The organism is Arthrobacter sp. SW1, assembly GCF_001766675.1.
Classification (GTDB): domain Bacteria; phylum Actinomycetota; class Actinomycetes; order Actinomycetales; family Micrococcaceae; genus Arthrobacter.
This window is the reverse complement of record NZ_MJLT01000001.1, coordinates 631,182-647,849: the sequence shown is the minus strand read 5'-3', so window position 1 is coordinate 647,849 and position 16,668 is coordinate 631,182. Positions and strand designations below refer to the sequence as shown.

Below are 16,668 nucleotides of genomic sequence, written 5' to 3'. Positions count from 1 at the left end.
GGCCATGCCGGAAAGCACGGCCGGGGCAGCTTTCCGTCACGCAGAGGAGAACACATGGAAGTCTGGCCTGGATCTGCTTACCCGCTGGGAGCAAGCTTTGACGGCAGTGGCACCAACTTCGCGCTCTTCAGCGAAAACGCGGAGAAAGTGGAACTGTGCCTGATCGATGAAACCGGCGCGGAAGAGCGCGTGGAACTGCGCGAAGTGGATGGCTATGTGTGGCATTGCTACCTGCCGCAGGTCCAGCCCGGCCAAAGGTACGGCTACCGGGTCCACGGACCGTACGACCCCTCTGCAGGCCACCGCTTCAACCCCAACAAGCTCCTGCTGGATCCTTACGCCAAGGCAATCCACCGCCAGATCGACTGGGACCCTGCGCTGTTCTCCTACAACATGGGCGATCCCGATTCCCGGAACGATGCCGATTCCGCTCCGCACATGATGCTGGGCGTGGTGATCAACCCGTTCTTCGACTGGGCCGGGGACCAGTTGCTGCGCATTCCGTACCACAAGACCGTCATTTACGAGGCCCACGTCAAGGGCCTGACCCAGCTGCACCCGGAGGTTCCCGAAGAGCAGCGCGGCACCTATGCCGGGGTCGCGCATCCCGCCGTGATCGCGCACCTGCAGAAGCTTGGCGTCACTGCGATCGAACTCATGCCCGTCCACCAGTTCACCAATGACGGCATCCTCCAGGACCGCGGGCTGAGCAATTACTGGGGCTACAACACCATCGGCTTCTTCGCCCCGCACAACAGCTACAGCTCCAAGGGCGACACGGGGCAGCAGGTCCAGGAATTCAAAGCCATGGTGCGTTCGCTGCACGATGCCGGCATCGAGGTGATCCTGGACGTGGTCTACAACCACACCGCAGAGGGCAACCACCTGGGCCCCACGCTGTCCTTCAAGGGCATCGACAACTCCGCCTACTACCGCCTGGTGGAAGGCGACCTCAAGCACTACATGGACTACACCGGCACCGGCAATTCCTTGAACGTGCGCAGCCCGCATTCCCTGCAGCTGCTGATGGACTCGCTCCGGTACTGGGTCACCGAGATGCACGTTGACGGCTTCCGCTTCGACCTCGCTTCCACCCTGGCCCGCGAGTTCTACGACGTGGACAAGCTCTCCTCCTTCTTCGACCTCATCCAGCAGGACCCGGTGGTGTCCCAGGTGAAGCTGATCGCCGAGCCCTGGGACGTGGGACCCGGCGGCTACCAAGTGGGCAACTTCCCGCCGCTGTGGACGGAATGGAACGGCAAGTACCGCGATACGGTGCGCGATTTCTGGCGGGGAGAGCCATCCACCCTGGGCGAGTTCGCCTCGCGGCTGACCGGTTCGGCCGATCTGTACGAGCATTCCGGCCGCCGGCCCGTGGCGTCGATCAACTTCGTCACCGCCCACGACGGCTTCACCCTGGCGGATCTGGTCTCCTACAACGAGAAACACAATGAAGCCAACGGCGAAGGCAACAAAGACGGCGAATCCCACAACCGCTCCTGGAACTGCGGTGTGGAGGGGCCGACGGATGACCCTGAAGTCCTTGCGCTCCGGGCCCGCCAGCAACGCAATTTCATTGCCTCCATGCTGTTGTCCCAGGGCGTGCCCATGATCCTGCACGGCGATGAGCTGGGGCGCACGCAGCGCGGCAACAACAACGGGTACTGCCAGGATTCGGAACTGACGTGGATCAACTGGGACAACGTGGACCAGCCCCTCGTGGAATTCACGGCCGCGGTGAGCGCCCTGCGCGCCAAGCACCCCACGTTCCGGCGCAGCCGCTTCTTCGACGGCCGGCCGGTGCTGCGGGGCGAGGGCGAACGGCTTCCGGACATCGTGTGGCTCGATGTGGACGGCAGCACCATGACGCCGTCGGACTGGGACAGCGGCTTCGGCAGATCCGTGGGAGTCTTCCTCAACGGCGACGGCATCCGCGGCCGGGACAACCAGGGCCGGCGCATCACGGATGTCAACTTCCTGCTGTACTTCAACGCACACGACGAACCCGTGGGCTTTAAAGTCCCCACGGACGAGTACGCGCCCAAATGGGACGTGATCATCGATACTGCCGGCGGCAGCGCGGACACGCCCGTGGAGGCCGACTCCATCCTCCCGGTGGGCGCGAAAGCCCTGGTGGTCCTCCGCGCGCACAGCATGCCTGAAAAGGAGCCGGACCATTCCGTGGCTGCCTCCCTGGCGGCGCTTTCCCAGCCGGACGACTCCGCACGGAAACCGGACAACGCCACGAAAGGGTAGGCATGAAGACACCCACCTCCACGTACCGGCTCCAGATCCGCCCCGGGTTCACCCTCGGGGACGCCGCGGAGCTCACCGGCTATCTCAAATCGCTCGGCGTGGACTGGGTGTATGTTTCCCCGATCCTCACGGCGGAGGAGGGATCCCAGCACGGCTACGACGTCACGGATCCTTCCTCCGTTGATCCTGCCCGCGGCGGCGCCGAGGGGCTGGCGGCGCTCTCGGACGCGGCCCGGAAGGACGGCCTGGGCCTGCTGCTGGATATTGTTCCCAACCACATGGGTGTGGCCTCGCCGCCGCAGAACGCGTGGTGGTGGTCGCTGCTGAAGGAGGGGCGGTCTTCACGGTACGCGGAAGCGTTCGACGTCGACTGGGACGCGGCGGGCGGCAGGATCCGGATCCCGGTCCTCGGCAGCGCCGACGACCTGGATGCGTTGGAGCTCGTCGACGGCGAACTGCACTACTACGGGCACCGCTTTCCGCTCGCCGAGGGCAGCCACTCGCCCGGCGACAGCCCGCGGGAGGTTCACGACCGCCAGCACTACGAACTGGTGGACTGGCGCAGGGCCGACTCCGAACTGAACTACCGGCGCTTCTTCGCCGTCAACACCCTGGCAGGTGTCCGGGTCGAGGTGCCCTGGGTCTTCGAGGAGTCCCATGCCGAAATCCTGCGCTGGTTCCGGGAAGGGCTGGCGGATGGGCTGCGGATCGACCATCCGGACGGCCTGGCCGATCCGGCCGGATACCTGGCCCGGCTTAAGGAAGCCACGGGCGGTGCCTATGTGCTCGTGGAAAAGATCCTGGAACCGGGGGAGTCACTGCCGGAATCCTTCACCTGCGAGGGCACCACCGGATACGACGCGCTCGCCGACGTGGACCGGCTGTTCACCGACCCCGATGGCGAAGCCGGGCTCGACGCCTTGGACGCCCGGCTGCGCGGAGAGCCGGCCGATTACCAGGCCATGATCCACGGGACCAAGCGCCGGGTCACTGACGGCATCCTGCATTCGGAAATCCTCCGCCTCGCCCGGCTGCTCCCGGAGGAAGTGGTCCCGGGCGAGCTGGTCCCGGGCGAAGGCGGGACGCCTCGGGACGCGGTGGCGGATGCCTTGTCCGAAATCATCGCCGCCTTCCCCGTGTACCGCACGTACCTGCCGCACGGCCGCAGGGTCCTTGAGGAAGCGGTGGAGAGCGCGGCGCGCTCGCGGCCGGAGCTCGAAGGCGTCCTCCGGCGGCTGCTGCCCTTGCTGCTTGATCCGGAGAAGGAACTGGGCCGCCGCTTCCAGCAGACCTCCGGCATGGTGATGGCCAAGGGGGTGGAGGACACCGCGTTCTTCCGGTACACCCGGCTTGGCACCCTCACCGAGGTGGGCTCCGATCCCACGGAGTTCGCCGTTCCGCCCGCCGAATTCCATCACCGTATGGCCCGGCGCCAGTCCGCGCTTCCGCTCTCCATGACCACCCTGACCACGCACGACACCAAGCGCAGCGAAGACACCCGGGCCCGTATCTCCGTCATTACAGAGGACGTCCCCGGTTGGGAAGCGTTCCTTGGGCGAATGCAGGAACTCGCGCCCATCCCGGACGGCCCCTTCGCTGCCCTGCTGTGGCAGGGCATCGCCGGGGCCTGGCCGGCAGAACGCGAACGCCTCCGCGGCTTTGCGCTCAAAGCCGCCCGCGAGGCCGGCAATTCCACCAGCTGGACCGAACAGGACGAAGCCTTCGAAGCCCAAGTGACGGCCGCCGTCGACTCCGTGTTCGACGTACCGGAAGCGGCAGTTGCCCTGGCAGACTTCGTCGCCGGACTGGAGCCCTATGGATGGTCCAATTCACTTTCGGCCAAGCTGGTGCAGCTGACCATGCCGGGCGTGCCGGATGTCTACCAGGGCACCGAGTTCCGGGACGGTTCCCTGACCGATCCGGACAACCGGCGGCCGGTGGACTTCCGGGCGCGCGCCGCGGCACTGGAGGCGCTCGACGGCGGCGGGCGGCCGGCGTCGTTCACTGACGAAAGCGCCAAACTGCTGGTGGTCTCCCGCGCTCTGCGGCTGCGCCGGGACCGGCCCGGATTGTTCGGCGGCTACCGGCCGTTGTCCGTGTCGGGCGCAGGGGAGGGCCACCTCATTGCCTTCGACCGCGGAGGCGACGGCGGCGCCGTCACGCTCGCCACCCGCCTGCCGAAACGGCTGGAACGCGACGGCGGCTGGCGGGACACCATGGTGGAACTGCCGGCGGACTGCACAGACGAACTCACCGGGGCGGCCTACCCGGCCGGCCCGGCCGACGTCGGGCAGCTGCTGTCCCGCTATCCCGTCGCCTTGCTGGTACCCGCCGGCTGACATCCACCCATCCATCGCAGGGGAGAACCATGCCTGAAAACGCCACCGACGGAATGCGCTACGACGTGTGGGCGCCCGGAGCGGGCACCGTGACACTGCTGGCGGGCGGCACGGAGTACCGCATGGAGCGGCAGGCGGACGCTTGGTGGCACGCGCCGGACGCGCCTGCCGGGGACAGCGTTCCCTACGGCTACTTTGTTGACGGCGAGGGCCCTTTCCCGGATCCCCGGTCCCGCCGCCAGCTGGACGGGGTGCACGGATTGTCCGCCGGCTTTGACGCTTCAGCGCACCAGTGGCAGGCCACCGCCTGGGCCGGCCTGGCCCTCCGCGGCGCCGTCATCTACGAACTGCACCTCGGAACGTTCACCCCGGAAGGCACCCTGGACGCCGCGGCCGGGAAACTGGACTACCTGGCGGAATTGGGCGTGGACTTCGTGGAACTCCTGCCGGTCAACGCCTTCAACGGCACCCACAACTGGGGGTACGACGGCGTGCTCTGGTACGCCGTTCACGAACAGTACGGCGGGCCGGCGGCGTACCAGCGCTTCGTGGACGCCGCACATGCGGCCGGGCTGGGTGTCATCCAGGACGTGGTCTACAACCACCTGGGGCCGAGCGGGAACTACCTGCCGAAGTTCGGGCCGTACCTCAAGCTGGGCGAAGGGAACACTTGGGGCGACTCGGTGAACCTGGATGGCCCGGGCTCGGACGAAGTCCGCCGGTACATCCTGGACAACGCCGCCATGTGGCTGCGCGACTACCGCGTGGACGGGCTGCGCCTTGATGCCGTGCACGCCCTCCGGGACGAGCGGGCCGTGCACATCCTGGAAGAGCTCGCGGTGCTGGCGGATGGAATCGCGGAGGAAGACGGCGTGCCGCGGACCCTGATCGCGGAATCGGACCTGAACAACCCGCGGCTCATCTATCCGCGCCGGGCCAACGGCTATGGGCTCGCCGGGCAATGGAGCGACGATTTCCACCATGCCGTCCACGTGAACCTCAGCGGCGAAACCGCCGGGTACTACGCGGATTTCGAATCCCTGGCTGCCCTGGCCAAGGTCCTCAAGCACGGCTTCTTCCACGACGGCAGCTACTCCAGCTTCCGGGGGCGGCACCACGGCCGGCCGATCCGCCAGGACCTCGCGCACCCCGCAGCCCTGGTGGTGTGCAACCAGAACCACGACCAGATCGGGAACCGGGCCGCCGGGGACCGGCTGAGCGCTTCGCTGTCCTACGGCCGGCTGGCATTGGCCGCGGTGCTGACCATGACCTCCCCGTTCACGCCCATGCTGTTCATGGGCGAGGAATTCGCGGCCTCGACGCCCTGGCAGTTCTTCACCTCTCATCCGGAGGAATGGTTGGGGAAGGCGACCGCAGAGGGTCGGCTCAAGGAATTCGAAAGGATGGGCTGGGACCCGGCGCTCGTGCCCAATCCCCAGGACCCGCAAACCTTCCTCCGCTCCAAGCTCGATTGGGAGGAAGCCTCGGAGGGCCACCACGCGCGCCTGTTGGGGCTCTACCGTTCTTTGGCGGCGTTGAGGCGTTCGACGCCGGAACTGGGCGAGGGCGGTTTCGGCGCCATCGAGGTGGACTTCAGCGAGGAGGAACGCTGGCTGGCGCTGATCCGCGGCGGGGTACGGGTGGTGTGCAACTTTGGGCCGGACGAGCTGTCCATGGACCTTGACGGAGACCTCGACGGCGGATTGCTGCTCGCCAGCGAGCCTGCGGTTTCGCTCCAGGGCGGGACGCTCACCCTCCCGGGTGAGGCGGCCGCCGTCGTGCGGTGTTCATGAGGCGCTGTTCCTGAAGCGGTGTTCCTGACCACATGCCGGACTGCACCGGTGCCGCCGCCGGGCCGGTGGCAGGATGGTTCGTATGACTTATGTGGCCTCGGACACCCGTTACGACTCCATGCCCTACCGCCGCGTCGGGCGCAGCGGCCTCAAGCTGCCCGCCATCTCGCTCGGCCTGTGGCACAACTTCGGCGATGACAAGCGCTTCGAGGAGCAGCGCGCCATCCTGCGCCGGGCCTTCGACCTCGGCGTGACCCACTTCGACCTCGCCAACAACTACGGACCGCCGGCGGGTTCGGCGGAGACCAACTTCGGCCGCCACCTGCGCGAAGACTTCAAGTCCTACCGGGACGAGATGATCATCTCCACGAAGGCCGGCTACCTCATGTGGCCCGGCCCGTACGGCGAGTGGGGTTCCCGCAAGTACATGCTCTCCAGCCTGGACCAGTCCCTTCAGCGCATGGGCGTGGATTACGTGGACATCTTCTACAGCCACCGCCCGGACCCGGAAACGCCGCTCGAGGAAACCATGGGCGCCCTGGACCACGCGGTGCGTTCGGGCAAGGCACTGTACGCCGGCATTTCGTCCTACACCCCGGAACAGACCCTCGAAGCTGCCCGGATCCTCAAGGAGATGGGGACGCCGCTGCTCATCCACCAGCCCAGCTACTCCATGCTCAACCGCTGGACGGAAGACGGCTCGCCCAATCTGTACGAGGCTTTGGACCAGGTGGGAGCCGGTTCGATTGCGTTCTCGCCGCTCGCCCAGGGCATGCTCACCAACCGGTACCTGCACGGCATCCCGGCTGACTCCCGGGCCGCGAAGGAACACTTCCTGTCCGAACGTGCCCTCACCGAGGAGCGGATGAACCGGGTACGCGGCCTCAACGCCATCGCCGAAGGCCGCGGCCAGAGCCTGGCCCAGATGGCCATCGCGTGGATCCTGCGCGATCAGCCAAAGGGTTCCCCGGTGACCTCGGCCCTGGTCGGCGCCTCCAGCGTCGCCCAGTTGGAAGACACGCTCGGAGCGCTTGAACGGCTCGACTTCAGCGAGGCGGAGCTCACCGCGATCGACGAGTTCGCCGTCGAATCCGATATCAACCGCTGGGCCCAGAAGTAAGCTTCACAAAACAGGGGTGGTGCCGGAGGAACAAATCCGGCGCTACCCCTGTTGCGTATAATGAAAACCGCGCCGAATGGCGCCGTGCCCATAAGCCGCCGCCGCAAAATACGCCGGCTGCGCCCGGCACCTGAGCTTAGTTCTCGAAGGAGTTCCGTGTCTTCACATCCGATTCGTGTTGCCATCGTCGGTGTCGGCAACTGCGCCGCCTCCCTGGTCCAGGGTGTCCACTACTACCGCGACGCCGACCCCAAGGCCACGATTCCCGGTCTGATGCACGTTGAGTTCGGTCCGTACCACGTCAACGACGTCCAGTTCGTTGCCGCCTTCGATGTTGATGGCAAGAAGGTCGGACTGGATCTCGCCGATGCCATCGGTGCCAGCGAAAACAACACCATCAAGATCGCCGACGTCCCCGCCACCGGCGTGACCGTCCAGCGTGGCCACACCCTGGACGGCCTGGGCCGCTACTACCGCGAAACCATCGTCGAATCCCCGGCCGAGCCCGTGGACGTGGTCGCTGCACTGCGCGAGGCCAAGGCCGACGTGATGGTCTGCTACCTGCCGGTGGGTTCCGAAGAAGCCGCCATGTTCTACGCCCAGTGCGCCATCGACGCCGGCGTTGCCTTCGTCAACGCCCTGCCGGTCTTCATCGCGGGCACCAAGGAATGGGCGGACAAGTTCACCGCCGCGGGCGTTCCGATCGTTGGCGACGACATCAAGAGCCAGATCGGCGCCACCATCACCCACCGCGTCATGGCCAAGCTCTTCGAAGACCGCGGCGTCACCCTGGACCGCACGTACCAGCTGAACGTCGGCGGCAACATGGACTTCAAGAACATGCTTGAGCGCGACCGCCTCGAGTCCAAGAAGATCTCCAAGACCCAGGCCGTCACCTCCAACGTCGAGGCCGAACTCCACGCCGACGACGTCCACATCGGCCCGTCCGACTACGTCTCCTGGCTCGACGACCGCAAGTGGGCCTTCGTCCGCCTCGAAGGCCGCAACTTTGGCGACGCCCCGGTCTCCCTCGAATACAAGCTCGAGGTCTGGGACTCCCCGAACTCGGCAGGCGTGATCATCGACGCCATCCGCGCCGCCAAGATCGGCCTGGACCGCGGCATCGGCGGCCCGCTGCTCTCGGCATCCAGCTACTTCATGAAGTCCCCGCCGGAGCAGTACAGCGATGATGTCGCCCGCGAGAAGGTCGAAGCCTTCATCCGCGGCGACATCGAACGCTAAGGATCCACTTTCCCGCAACGCGGGGTCACTTACGGCCCATCTTGCCCGTCAGGATGGGCCGTAAGTGACCCCGCGTTGCTGTTTTCCGGGCCGTGCACCTCCAAGGCGCGGATGGCGTGGCTGGCCTGGGCCAGGGCAAGCAGCTTGAGCAGCAGCTGGGAGTGCATGTGCATCCCGACGGCGGCCGTCAGGATCAGCTGGTCCGTGTCCTCCGGAGCTACTGTCTCGCGGATATCCAAGGCGGCCACTGTATCCATCGCCTGGCTGTAGACATCCAGGGTGGCCGGGGACACCGGAACCGAGAGCTTCTGCATCAGCTCCAAATGGGCGTTGAGCGCGTTGCGTGCGTCGCTGGGCGCGTCGGGCCACCGGCGGAGGCGGACGACGGCGTCGCCTGGCCCTGGTGCGGAACTCCCGCGCGCGGTGCCGGGGTTGTCCAGTCCGAGCACCACGCGCTGGACCGTCGCCAAGACGTCCAAGCGCGGGGCGCCGCCGTCGGCCAGTGACAGGATGGTGCGGATCTGCCCGATGCCCAGACCGACAATCTGGCGCAGGGCCTGGATCAGTTCCAGGCGCCGCAGATGGCCGTCACCGTAATCCGCGCGGGTGGCGGTGACTGTTTCGCCCGGCTGCAGGAGCCCTTCGCGCAGGTAGTACTTGATGCTCGCGGCACTGACCCCGCTGCGGGCGCTGAGTTCCTTCAACTGCATAAGAGCCTCCTCCACGTGCAGGACAGTGTCCAGGCGAGGCATTGGATAGCAGATCCTGCCCGGACTATCTTGATGTACAAGTTTGGGATAGTGCTCCTATCCTAAAGGCATGGAGCACTGGAACGTCCTTCTTGCCAGCCATGTGGTGGCGGCCCTGTTCGTCCTGGCGATCGGTCCGGCCCAGATCCTGCGCCGCCGCCGCGACCGGGTCCACCGCGCCATGGGCTACCTGTGGATCGCTGCGATGTACTACACCTGCCTGAGCAGCTTCTGGATTGTCACCGGAGGTCATTTCTCCTGGCTCCACGGCTTGTCCGCGTTCACCCTGGTGACCGTGACCCTCGGCCTCATCAGCGCCATCCGCCGGAACATCCCGGCACACCGCGGAAACATGGTGGGCAGCTACATCGGAACGGCCATCGCCTTCGGCTTCGCAGTCGCCGCACCAGGCCGGGCGATCCCTGAACTGCTGGCCGTTGACCCCGCCAGCGCCGTCTTTGTCGCCCTCCTCGTGGCGGGCACCGTCGCGGCGGTCTACCTGTCCCTCTTCCGAGGGGGCTTAAACGGAAGCGGTCGACGGCGGCCGCTTGCCGCCGTCGACCGCTCACCAGCAGGACGGGCCTGAACCCTGAAGCCGGGCCCCGATGTGCCCGCCGGAGCTTAGCGCCGCCCGGCCTGCAGGCCCGCACGGGCCATGGCATCAGCGTAGGAACGGCCCATTTCGATCAGCCATTCGGTCTGGCGCTCCTTGGAACCGGCGAAGGCGCGGCCGTGCAGGGAACGGGCCTTGTAGACCTTCAGGCCACGGCGCCAGATCAGCGGGTTGTCTGTCTTGAGGAGCATCTGGGCGAGGCGGTTGGCCTCGGTGCCGTGCGCGACAATCGCCGACGCCCGCGGAACGAGCCGCAGGAAGGCAAGCAGCGGCTTCAGGCCGGCGCTGACCTGCTCGGGGGTGAGCTTGCCGTTCGCTTCGCCGGGGGTGTACCAGGGGTGGGTGTTCCACGGCATCATCCACTCCGGGCGCAGGCCCAGCTGGAACTGCAGGCCCAGCAGGCGGGTGGCGGCGGCGTCGTCACCGGCCCACACGGTACCGCGCGGGGAAGCTTCGCTGGTGTTGGAGAAGAGGCTGACGATGCGGCAGTCCTCCACGGAGTGCATCGGGTCCACGTAGGGGACCTCGAAGCCAGGGCGCAACTTGCGCAGGAATTCCACGTGCTGGTTGACCGGCGCGATGTGCGGGGCGAAGAACGGGCTGTCCGGCAGCTCCGGGGCAGCTTCGGCTTCCGGTTCGGCTTCGGGTTCGACGACGGTCACCGACGCCGTCGGGACGGTTTCCTCGGCGGCGGGTGCGGTTTCCTCGATCGCCGCGGCGGCTGCGGGCGCGGCGCCAACCGGCGCGACGGCGGCGGGTGCTTCGGGCGCGGCTTCCACAGGGGCCTCCACCGGGGCTTCCACCGGGACGACGCGGCGGGTGATGACCGGACCGGCCTTGGGCATCGAGGAAGACGCGGCCTTCTTGGCAGCGGTCTTTTCGCTCTTCACTGCCGGCTTGGCCGTGGCCTTCGCGCTTGCCTTGGGTGCGGCCTTCTTTGCGGGAGCCTTCGCCTTGGCCGGGGCGTCGAAATCGTCATCATCGTCGTCGTCGAACAGGCCCTCGAAGAGCTTGTCGATTTCGTCGTAGCCGGAATCGTAATCGTCGTCGAGCTCGGGACCCTGCCCGAATCCCTCTTCGTACCGCGAAGCGATATCGCTGCGGTAGTCCTCGTCGTCGTAGTCCTCGAAATAGTCCTGTTCAGCCAAGGCGGTCATGAGGGCGGGGGTCTCCTCGGTTCGGGCAGGGGCCGGTTCCGGGCGCGTTGGGGCACGTCCGTTTCGGGCCAGTTGATGGGGAGGCTCTCCGGAGTGCCGGTCGAGCCTTTAGATCTTAGCAAGCCGGAGGTGGTCCGGTGTTCTTCCTGCGTTCATTTGACCGGGTGTCGGGCGTAGCCTCGGGGCATGGACGGATCCGATGCGTCGAAAATCACCCTGCGCAGGCTCTCCGAAGGTGACGAAGCGTTGCTGCTCGCGGCATCACCGCTCTTCGACAGGCCTGTTGTTCCGGCCCTTGCCCGGGACTTCCTCGCACGCCCCGGGCACCATTTGCTGCTCGCGGAAGACCCGGACGGGACCGCCGTCGGCTTCATCAGCGGCGTGGAAATGTGTCATCCGGACAAAGGCCTGGAGATGTTCATCTATGAGCTGGGCGTCGCGGAGGACCGGCGACGGCGGGGAGTCGCCTCCCGACTGATCGTCGCCTTGGCGGGTATTGCCCGTGAACGGGGCTGCTATGGCATGTGGACCGGGACGGAACACGACAACGAGGCGGCGTTGGCTGCCTACCGTTCCACCGGCGCCGTGATCGAGCCGGGGACCACCATCGTGGTGTACACCTTTCCGCCGGAGCCGTAAGAACGGTTCCTTAAACAAAGAGAACGGCCCCTTAAACAAACAGGCGGCCTGGCCGGTTACAACCGGCCAGGCCGCCTATGCGACGCGTCTGCCTAGACGTGGATGACGAACTGGGCGAGTGCCGCAGCAGCCACGAAGCTGGAGGTGAAGGTCAAGCAGGCGACGATCACGGTCTTCCAGTTCAGCGACTTCAGTGCCTTGACGTCGCGGCCGATGTTCATGCCCAGCAGGGCAATCGATCCGAGGCCCACGTACAGTGCGTCCAGGTTGTGGGTCAGGGCGACGACGGTGGAGCTGAACGGCATGAACGGTGCCGTGACCAAGGTGGCGAGGCCCAGTACCCACACACTGGAGGGGACGGCCGGGACGTACTTGGCGAGGACGAAGGCCAGGGCGGTGAGGCCGGCAAGGACGAACACACCGATGACGTCGTTGGCGCTCGTCGCCTTGGTGCCCAGGGCGTTGAGCAGGATGCCGACTGCGATGCTGGCGCCGAACGCGATGATCCACGTCTTCTTGCTCATGCGGACCTCGGGATCCTGGACTACAGCAGTGACGTCCAGTTCCTTTTCGACCGGGGCCTTGGCCTTCTCGATCACCTTGCCGGAGCGGTCGAGGCGGCGGCCCTCGTCATCGCGGCGGAAAATCCGGGACCAGAACTTGTAGAGGCGCAGGGCCATCGGCAGGGAGACGAAGGCACCGGCGTAGAAACCGACGAGGTTGGTCACGAGGTTGGAGAGGGCGGCCAGCGCCATGATCTCCGGAGCCTGCTCCGGGTAGATGATGGACAGCGCTGCAACGCCGCCGAGCATCATGGAGCCGGAGCCCAGGCCCAGGCCGAGGGCCAGTGCCTTGGGGTCGAAGATGCCCATGCCGCCGAGGATGCCGGACAGCAGGGAGATGAAGACTGCGCCGAACACGCTGCCCAGCAGCCACACGGAGAACACACCGCGGTAGACCGGGGACTTCACGCCGAAGCGCTGCAGGGCGTAGGCGAGGTAGGACTCGCGGTCGATGGCCCAGGTGGCGCCGATGGCCATGCGGCCCATGCCGAGGGCGACGGCGACCGGCAGTGCGAGGATGATCGTGCCGAAGATGTGGCCGACTTCCTGGAGGATGATGGCCGGGCCAAGGGTGGTGAGCTTGGCGAGGGACGGGCCTACGTGCGTGCCGAGCGCTGCCAGGAACATCACGATGCTGACGTTCAGGAGCACCGAGGAGACGGCACGGCTGGGGCCGGAGATGGGACGGGCTTTCTGGATGCCGGCCACCGCGCCCATGAGTACGGCCCAGAGGACCGGCATGAGGACGATTGCGGCGCTGCCCAGGGGAATCTTGTGGGTTCCGAGCAGGATGGCCACCACGCAGATCGCGGTGGACAGGAGGATCATCGACATCCATTGCCATGCGCTCGGGGTGAAGAGGCTGGCCGCGCGGTCGTCGACCTTGACGCCGCGTTCATCCACCTCCGGTGTGGTTGTGGACTGGTTCTTCATTGAAGTGCACCCTTCGTGTGTGCTGGGGAGATTGTGCAGGGTATGGGGACACCCCGTCTTGGTATACCAAAAATGGTAAGGTGGATCACGGCGTAATGCAAGGCACGTCACAACATTCCGAGCTTTCCCGGAAATCAAGCGGTTACTGGGAAAGGTGCCAGTCCCGGTCGTTTGAAGATCGGTTAATTCTGGGATACCGGACGGCGATTTTCATATTTTGGAGGCGTTTCATGATCACTCAACTATCCGCGCGCTATGTGCTCGGCCATCAGGACGGCCGGCACGTGCTCTTCACCGACGGTCAGGTGGTGATGGAGGATGACAAGGTCATCTATGTCGGTACCGCCTACGAGGGGCCGGTTGACGAACGCCGGGAGTTCGGGCAAAGCCTGATCGCTCCGGGCCTGATCGACCTCGATGCCCTGACGGACATCGACCACATGATCTTCGATTCCTGGCCTACGGATGAGACCGGCCCGGGCATGCAGTGGTCCGAGGACTACTTCCACGACCGCCGCCGTGACGTGTTCACCCCCGAACAGCGCCAGAACGTCCGCAAGTTCGCCCTTGCGCAGCTCGCACTGCACGGCGTCACCAGCTACATGCCGATCGCCTCCGAGATCCACAGTTCCTGGGCCGAAACCTTCGAAGAACTGCAGGGCATGGCACAGACCAGCATTGAGCTCGGCCTCCGCGGCTTCCTCGGCCCGGCCTACCGCTCCGGCATCAACGTCACGGACAACAACGGCGAACGCGTCATCCTGTTCGACGAAGAAGAAGGCCTCAAGGGCCTGGCCGACGCCGAGCGCTTCCTCGACTACGCCAAGGAACTCAACCACCCGCTGGTGACCGGCGTCCTGCTGCCGTGCCGCATCGAAACGCTCTCCGACGAGCTGATGCGCAAGACCGTCGAGCTCGCCCTCGGCCGCGACGCCCTCGTCCGCCTGCACTGCCTCCAGCAGCCCACCGAGGACGGCTTCCAACTCAAGCTCACCGGCCGCACCGTCCTGGAACAGCTCGTCGACACCGGCATGCTCAAGACCCGGCTCCTCATTCCGCACGGCGTGGTGATCGACGGCACCGATCCGGAATCACACGCCGAAGGCGGTCCGCTGGACCTTTTGGCGCGCCACAATGTCAGCATCGTCCACTGCCCGCTGACCTCCTTCCACTACTCGGGCATGCTCAAGTCCTTCGACGCCTTCGCGGCCGCCGGCGTCAACATGTGCCTCGGCACCGACTCCTTCCCGCCGGACCTCATCAAGGGCATCGACGTCGGAACGCACCTGGCGCGCATCGCCGAAGGCCGCCGCGACGCCGGCAAGGTTTCCGACTTCTTCGACGCCGGCACCCTCGGCGGCGCCAAGGCCCTGGGCCGCGAGGACCTCGGCCGGCTGCAGCCTGGAGCCCAGGCGGACATCATGGTGGCCTCGCTGGGCGACTTCCGCGACGGCACCGTGGAAGATCCGCTGCGCACGCTCATCCTCAACGGCTCCGCCCGGAACGTGACGGACACGTACGTGGCCGGCCGTCCTGTGGTGGTGGACGGCGCGCTGCCTGGCATCGACCTCGAAGAACTGCGGGCCGAGGGGCAGCGACTCTTCGAACAGATGGTCGCGGCCTACAGCGAGCGTGACTACAAGCGCCGCGACGCCGCAGAACTCTTCCCGCCGGTGTACACGGCAGGGAAGTAGAGGCAGGGACGCAGCGGAAGGACCACGGCAGGTGGGGCCGGAGAGGGTCATCGGCTCCGCCTGCTGTTCGTCCTGTGTCCAAACGATGCCGGCCGCCCCGAAGGCACGGAACAAGACCAGCGCCTTCCGGTCAGTCGTTCGGGCGGAGCCCGGGAGCTCAGAACGGTGGCGGGTTACTGGAGGTATTCACCGTGGTTGCCGCCGGTGTGGGTGGTTTGTCTGTGTAGTTCCGGCCGGTGGGGCTGGTCCATTGCAGGGTTCCGTTGCCGGCTTGTCTGACGGTCCATTCCGAGTGATGTTTGAGGACGTGGTGCCGGCGGCACAAGCCGGCGAGGTTCCCGGCCTCGGTGGCTCCGCCGTGGGCGGCGTCGCGGGTGTGATCCAAGTCGAGATCCCGGGTCGGGATGCCGCAGCCGGGAAAACGGCAACGCGAATCCCGGGCTGTGAGCAGGCGCTTGATGTCCTCACCGGGCCGGTACCTGTCGACCGCCAGGACGGCGCCGCTGACCGGATCGGTGAGGACCCGGTTCCAGGCACTGGCCGCGCCGGCGAGTTGTTTGGCGGTTTCAGGGTCGATGGGGTGGCGGCCGCTCAGTTCGGCCGGAGCACCACCAAGGCGGCCTTTCACCCGACGCTTTCCGGACCGGGAGAACTTGCCACCCATCAGCGTCAACACCGGCACCGTGACATCCACCTGGGCCGTGATCGCGGCCAGCAACCTGTCCGGGGTGTCGTGCCCCGTGGGTGCGCCGCTGAGCAGCATGTCACTGAACAAGTCGGCCCGGAGTTGGTCCATGGTGCGGGATTCCCCGACATCCGTACTTGCAGCTGTGCCCAGCGCAGCGGCCGGGCCGGCGCCGCTTGCGGTCAGTTCCGTGTGCTTCTTGGCCATCTGGGTCAACCGGTCATGGATCCCGTACGCCACCGCGGCGGGCAGGGTCGCGGCGAGTTCGGCCATGCCGTCCGGCAACGGGTTCACCCGCACGCATCGCCCCGCCACGGCCCGCTCATGGCGGACCACCAACGCCTCCGGGTGGGCTTTCTCTGCTTCGCGGGCCGCGAGGCGCCGCAGACGGTTCGGCGCTTGCGACTCGGCGCAGGGCAGCACCGCCGCCTCAAAGCCAGCTACGGTCTCGGAGTCCACCAAAGAAACCCCGGCGTCCTGGATCACCCGGGCGTGGGTCAGGCTGATCCGCCCGTCCGCCAGGGCATGGAACGTGCCGGGGAAACGGCTCAGCAATTCCAAGGCCTGGCCCATCTGGCGCTGCACGACCCGGTCACTCATCCGCGTCGCAGTGGCGATCTCCGCCGCCACCGCCCGCTGGGCCAGCTCCACCGACCCCAAACCCACCACACCCGAACCGCAAAGCGAGGAACCAAACCGAGCCCCGCCGTCGTCGGCCATCACCTCCGCGACCCGCGCCGCCACAGCGAGCGTGTACTCCCGAAACGCCTGCAAACTCGCCATCACAGCCTCAACATGCTGCAAAGTCGAGACCAGATTGTCCAGGGCCACGGCAGGATCAACACCGCATCACCCTGCGGCATGTCCTCCAAAACCCTGGTGGCC

General features: G+C 66.5%; 12 protein-coding genes. 8 read left to right on the top strand and 4 right to left on the bottom strand.

Annotation, left to right across the window (positions count from 1 at the left end; translation table 11 throughout):
• The first annotated feature begins 54 nt into the window (after nt 1–54).
• From glgX to BIU82_RS03015, 5 genes are all read left to right on the top strand, one after another.
• Complete coding sequence (gene glgX / locus BIU82_RS03035) at nt 55–2,256, top strand: glycogen debranching protein GlgX (RefSeq protein WP_070347928.1); 2,202 nt, start codon at nt 55–57, stop codon at nt 2,254–2,256.
• Nucleotides 2,257–2,258: 2 nt separating this feature from the next.
• On the top strand, nt 2,259–4,595 hold the full coding sequence (gene treY / locus BIU82_RS03030) for a malto-oligosyltrehalose synthase (protein WP_070347927.1): 2,337 nt from the start codon (nt 2,259–2,261) through the stop codon (nt 4,593–4,595).
• 29 nt (nt 4,596–4,624) lie between these two features.
• Complete coding sequence (gene treZ, locus BIU82_RS03025; RefSeq protein ID WP_070347926.1) at nt 4,625–6,388, top strand: malto-oligosyltrehalose trehalohydrolase; 1,764 nt, start codon at nt 4,625–4,627, stop codon at nt 6,386–6,388.
• 82 nt (nt 6,389–6,470) lie between these two features.
• Complete coding sequence (mgrA, locus tag BIU82_RS03020) at nt 6,471–7,508, top strand: L-glyceraldehyde 3-phosphate reductase (protein WP_070347925.1); 1,038 nt, start codon at nt 6,471–6,473, stop codon at nt 7,506–7,508.
• Between the two features lie 156 nt (nt 7,509–7,664).
• A complete protein-coding gene (locus BIU82_RS03015) occupies nt 7,665–8,750 on the top strand; it encodes an inositol-3-phosphate synthase (protein ID WP_070347924.1) in 1,086 nt (361 codons plus the stop codon).
• 29 nt (nt 8,751–8,779) lie between these two features.
• On the opposite strand, the gene BIU82_RS03010 is transcribed toward BIU82_RS03015, so the two are convergent.
• Nucleotides 8,780–9,502, bottom strand: coding sequence for a MerR family transcriptional regulator (locus BIU82_RS03010; RefSeq protein ID WP_253182655.1), 723 nt, complete (start codon nt 9,500–9,502; stop codon nt 8,780–8,782).
• A 67-nt stretch (nt 9,503–9,569) separates the two neighbouring features.
• Here BIU82_RS03010 and BIU82_RS03005 point away from each other — a divergent pair, with 67 nt between their 5' ends.
• Nucleotides 9,570–10,085 (top strand): DUF2306 domain-containing protein, encoded by a 516-nt coding sequence (locus tag BIU82_RS03005; protein WP_070347922.1) that lies wholly within the window; start codon nt 9,570–9,572, stop codon nt 10,083–10,085.
• Nucleotides 10,086–10,120: 35 nt separating this feature from the next.
• Here the strand turns inward: BIU82_RS03005 and BIU82_RS03000 are convergent, their stop codons facing one another.
• The gene (locus BIU82_RS03000) at nt 10,121–10,618 is read right to left on the bottom strand and encodes a uracil-DNA glycosylase (RefSeq protein ID WP_253182668.1); all 498 of its coding nucleotides are present in this window, start codon (nt 10,616–10,618) and stop codon (nt 10,121–10,123) included.
• Nucleotides 10,619–11,455: 837 nt separating this feature from the next.
• Here BIU82_RS03000 and BIU82_RS02995 point away from each other — a divergent pair.
• Nucleotides 11,456–11,908: a GNAT family N-acetyltransferase gene (locus BIU82_RS02995; protein ID WP_139146466.1), complete on the top strand. Its 453-nt coding sequence runs from the start codon at nt 11,456–11,458 to the stop codon at nt 11,906–11,908.
• A gap of 92 nt (nt 11,909–12,000) precedes the next feature.
• Here the strand turns inward: BIU82_RS02995 and BIU82_RS02990 are convergent, their stop codons facing one another.
• Entirely contained in the window at nt 12,001–13,404 is a 1,404-nt protein-coding gene (locus BIU82_RS02990) for a DUF3100 domain-containing protein (RefSeq protein WP_253182654.1), read from the bottom strand.
• 230 nt (nt 13,405–13,634) lie between these two features.
• Here BIU82_RS02990 and BIU82_RS02985 point away from each other — a divergent pair, with 230 nt between their 5' ends.
• Nucleotides 13,635–15,098, top strand: a complete 1,464-nt coding sequence (locus BIU82_RS02985) for a chlorohydrolase family protein (RefSeq protein WP_070347921.1) — start codon at nt 13,635–13,637, stop codon at nt 15,096–15,098.
• A 157-nt stretch (nt 15,099–15,255) separates the two neighbouring features.
• Here BIU82_RS02985 and BIU82_RS02980 read toward each other — a convergent pair whose 3' ends face one another.
• The gene (locus tag BIU82_RS02980; RefSeq protein WP_074466396.1) at nt 15,256–16,614 is read right to left on the bottom strand and encodes an HNH endonuclease signature motif containing protein; all 1,359 of its coding nucleotides are present in this window, start codon (nt 16,612–16,614) and stop codon (nt 15,256–15,258) included.
• Nucleotides 16,615–16,668: the final 54 nt, after the last annotated feature.

Bases quoted from the DNA above. Each gene is read 5' to 3' on its own strand.
- treY (WP_070347927.1), top strand. From the start codon at position 2,259: ATGAAGACACCCACCTCCACGTACCGGCTCCAGATCCGCCCCGGGTTC.
- BIU82_RS02995 (WP_139146466.1), top strand. From the start codon at position 11,456: ATGGACGGATCCGATGCGTCGAAAATCACCCTGCGCAGGCTCTCCGAA.
- BIU82_RS03005 (WP_070347922.1), top strand. From the start codon at position 9,570: ATGGAGCACTGGAACGTCCTTCTTGCCAGCCATGTGGTGGCGGCCCTG.
- BIU82_RS03000 (WP_253182668.1), bottom strand. From the start codon at position 10,618: ATGCACTCCGTGGAGGACTGCCGCATCGTCAGCCTCTTCTCCAACACC.
- treZ (WP_070347926.1), top strand. From the start codon at position 4,625: ATGCCTGAAAACGCCACCGACGGAATGCGCTACGACGTGTGGGCGCCC.
- BIU82_RS02985 (WP_070347921.1), top strand. From the start codon at position 13,635: ATGATCACTCAACTATCCGCGCGCTATGTGCTCGGCCATCAGGACGGC.
- glgX (WP_070347928.1), top strand. From the start codon at position 55: ATGGAAGTCTGGCCTGGATCTGCTTACCCGCTGGGAGCAAGCTTTGAC.
- BIU82_RS02990 (WP_253182654.1), bottom strand. From the start codon at position 13,404: ATGAAGAACCAGTCCACAACCACACCGGAGGTGGATGAACGCGGCGTC.
- mgrA (WP_070347925.1), top strand. From the start codon at position 6,471: ATGACTTATGTGGCCTCGGACACCCGTTACGACTCCATGCCCTACCGC.
- BIU82_RS03010 (WP_253182655.1), bottom strand. From the start codon at position 9,502: ATGCCTCGCCTGGACACTGTCCTGCACGTGGAGGAGGCTCTTATGCAG.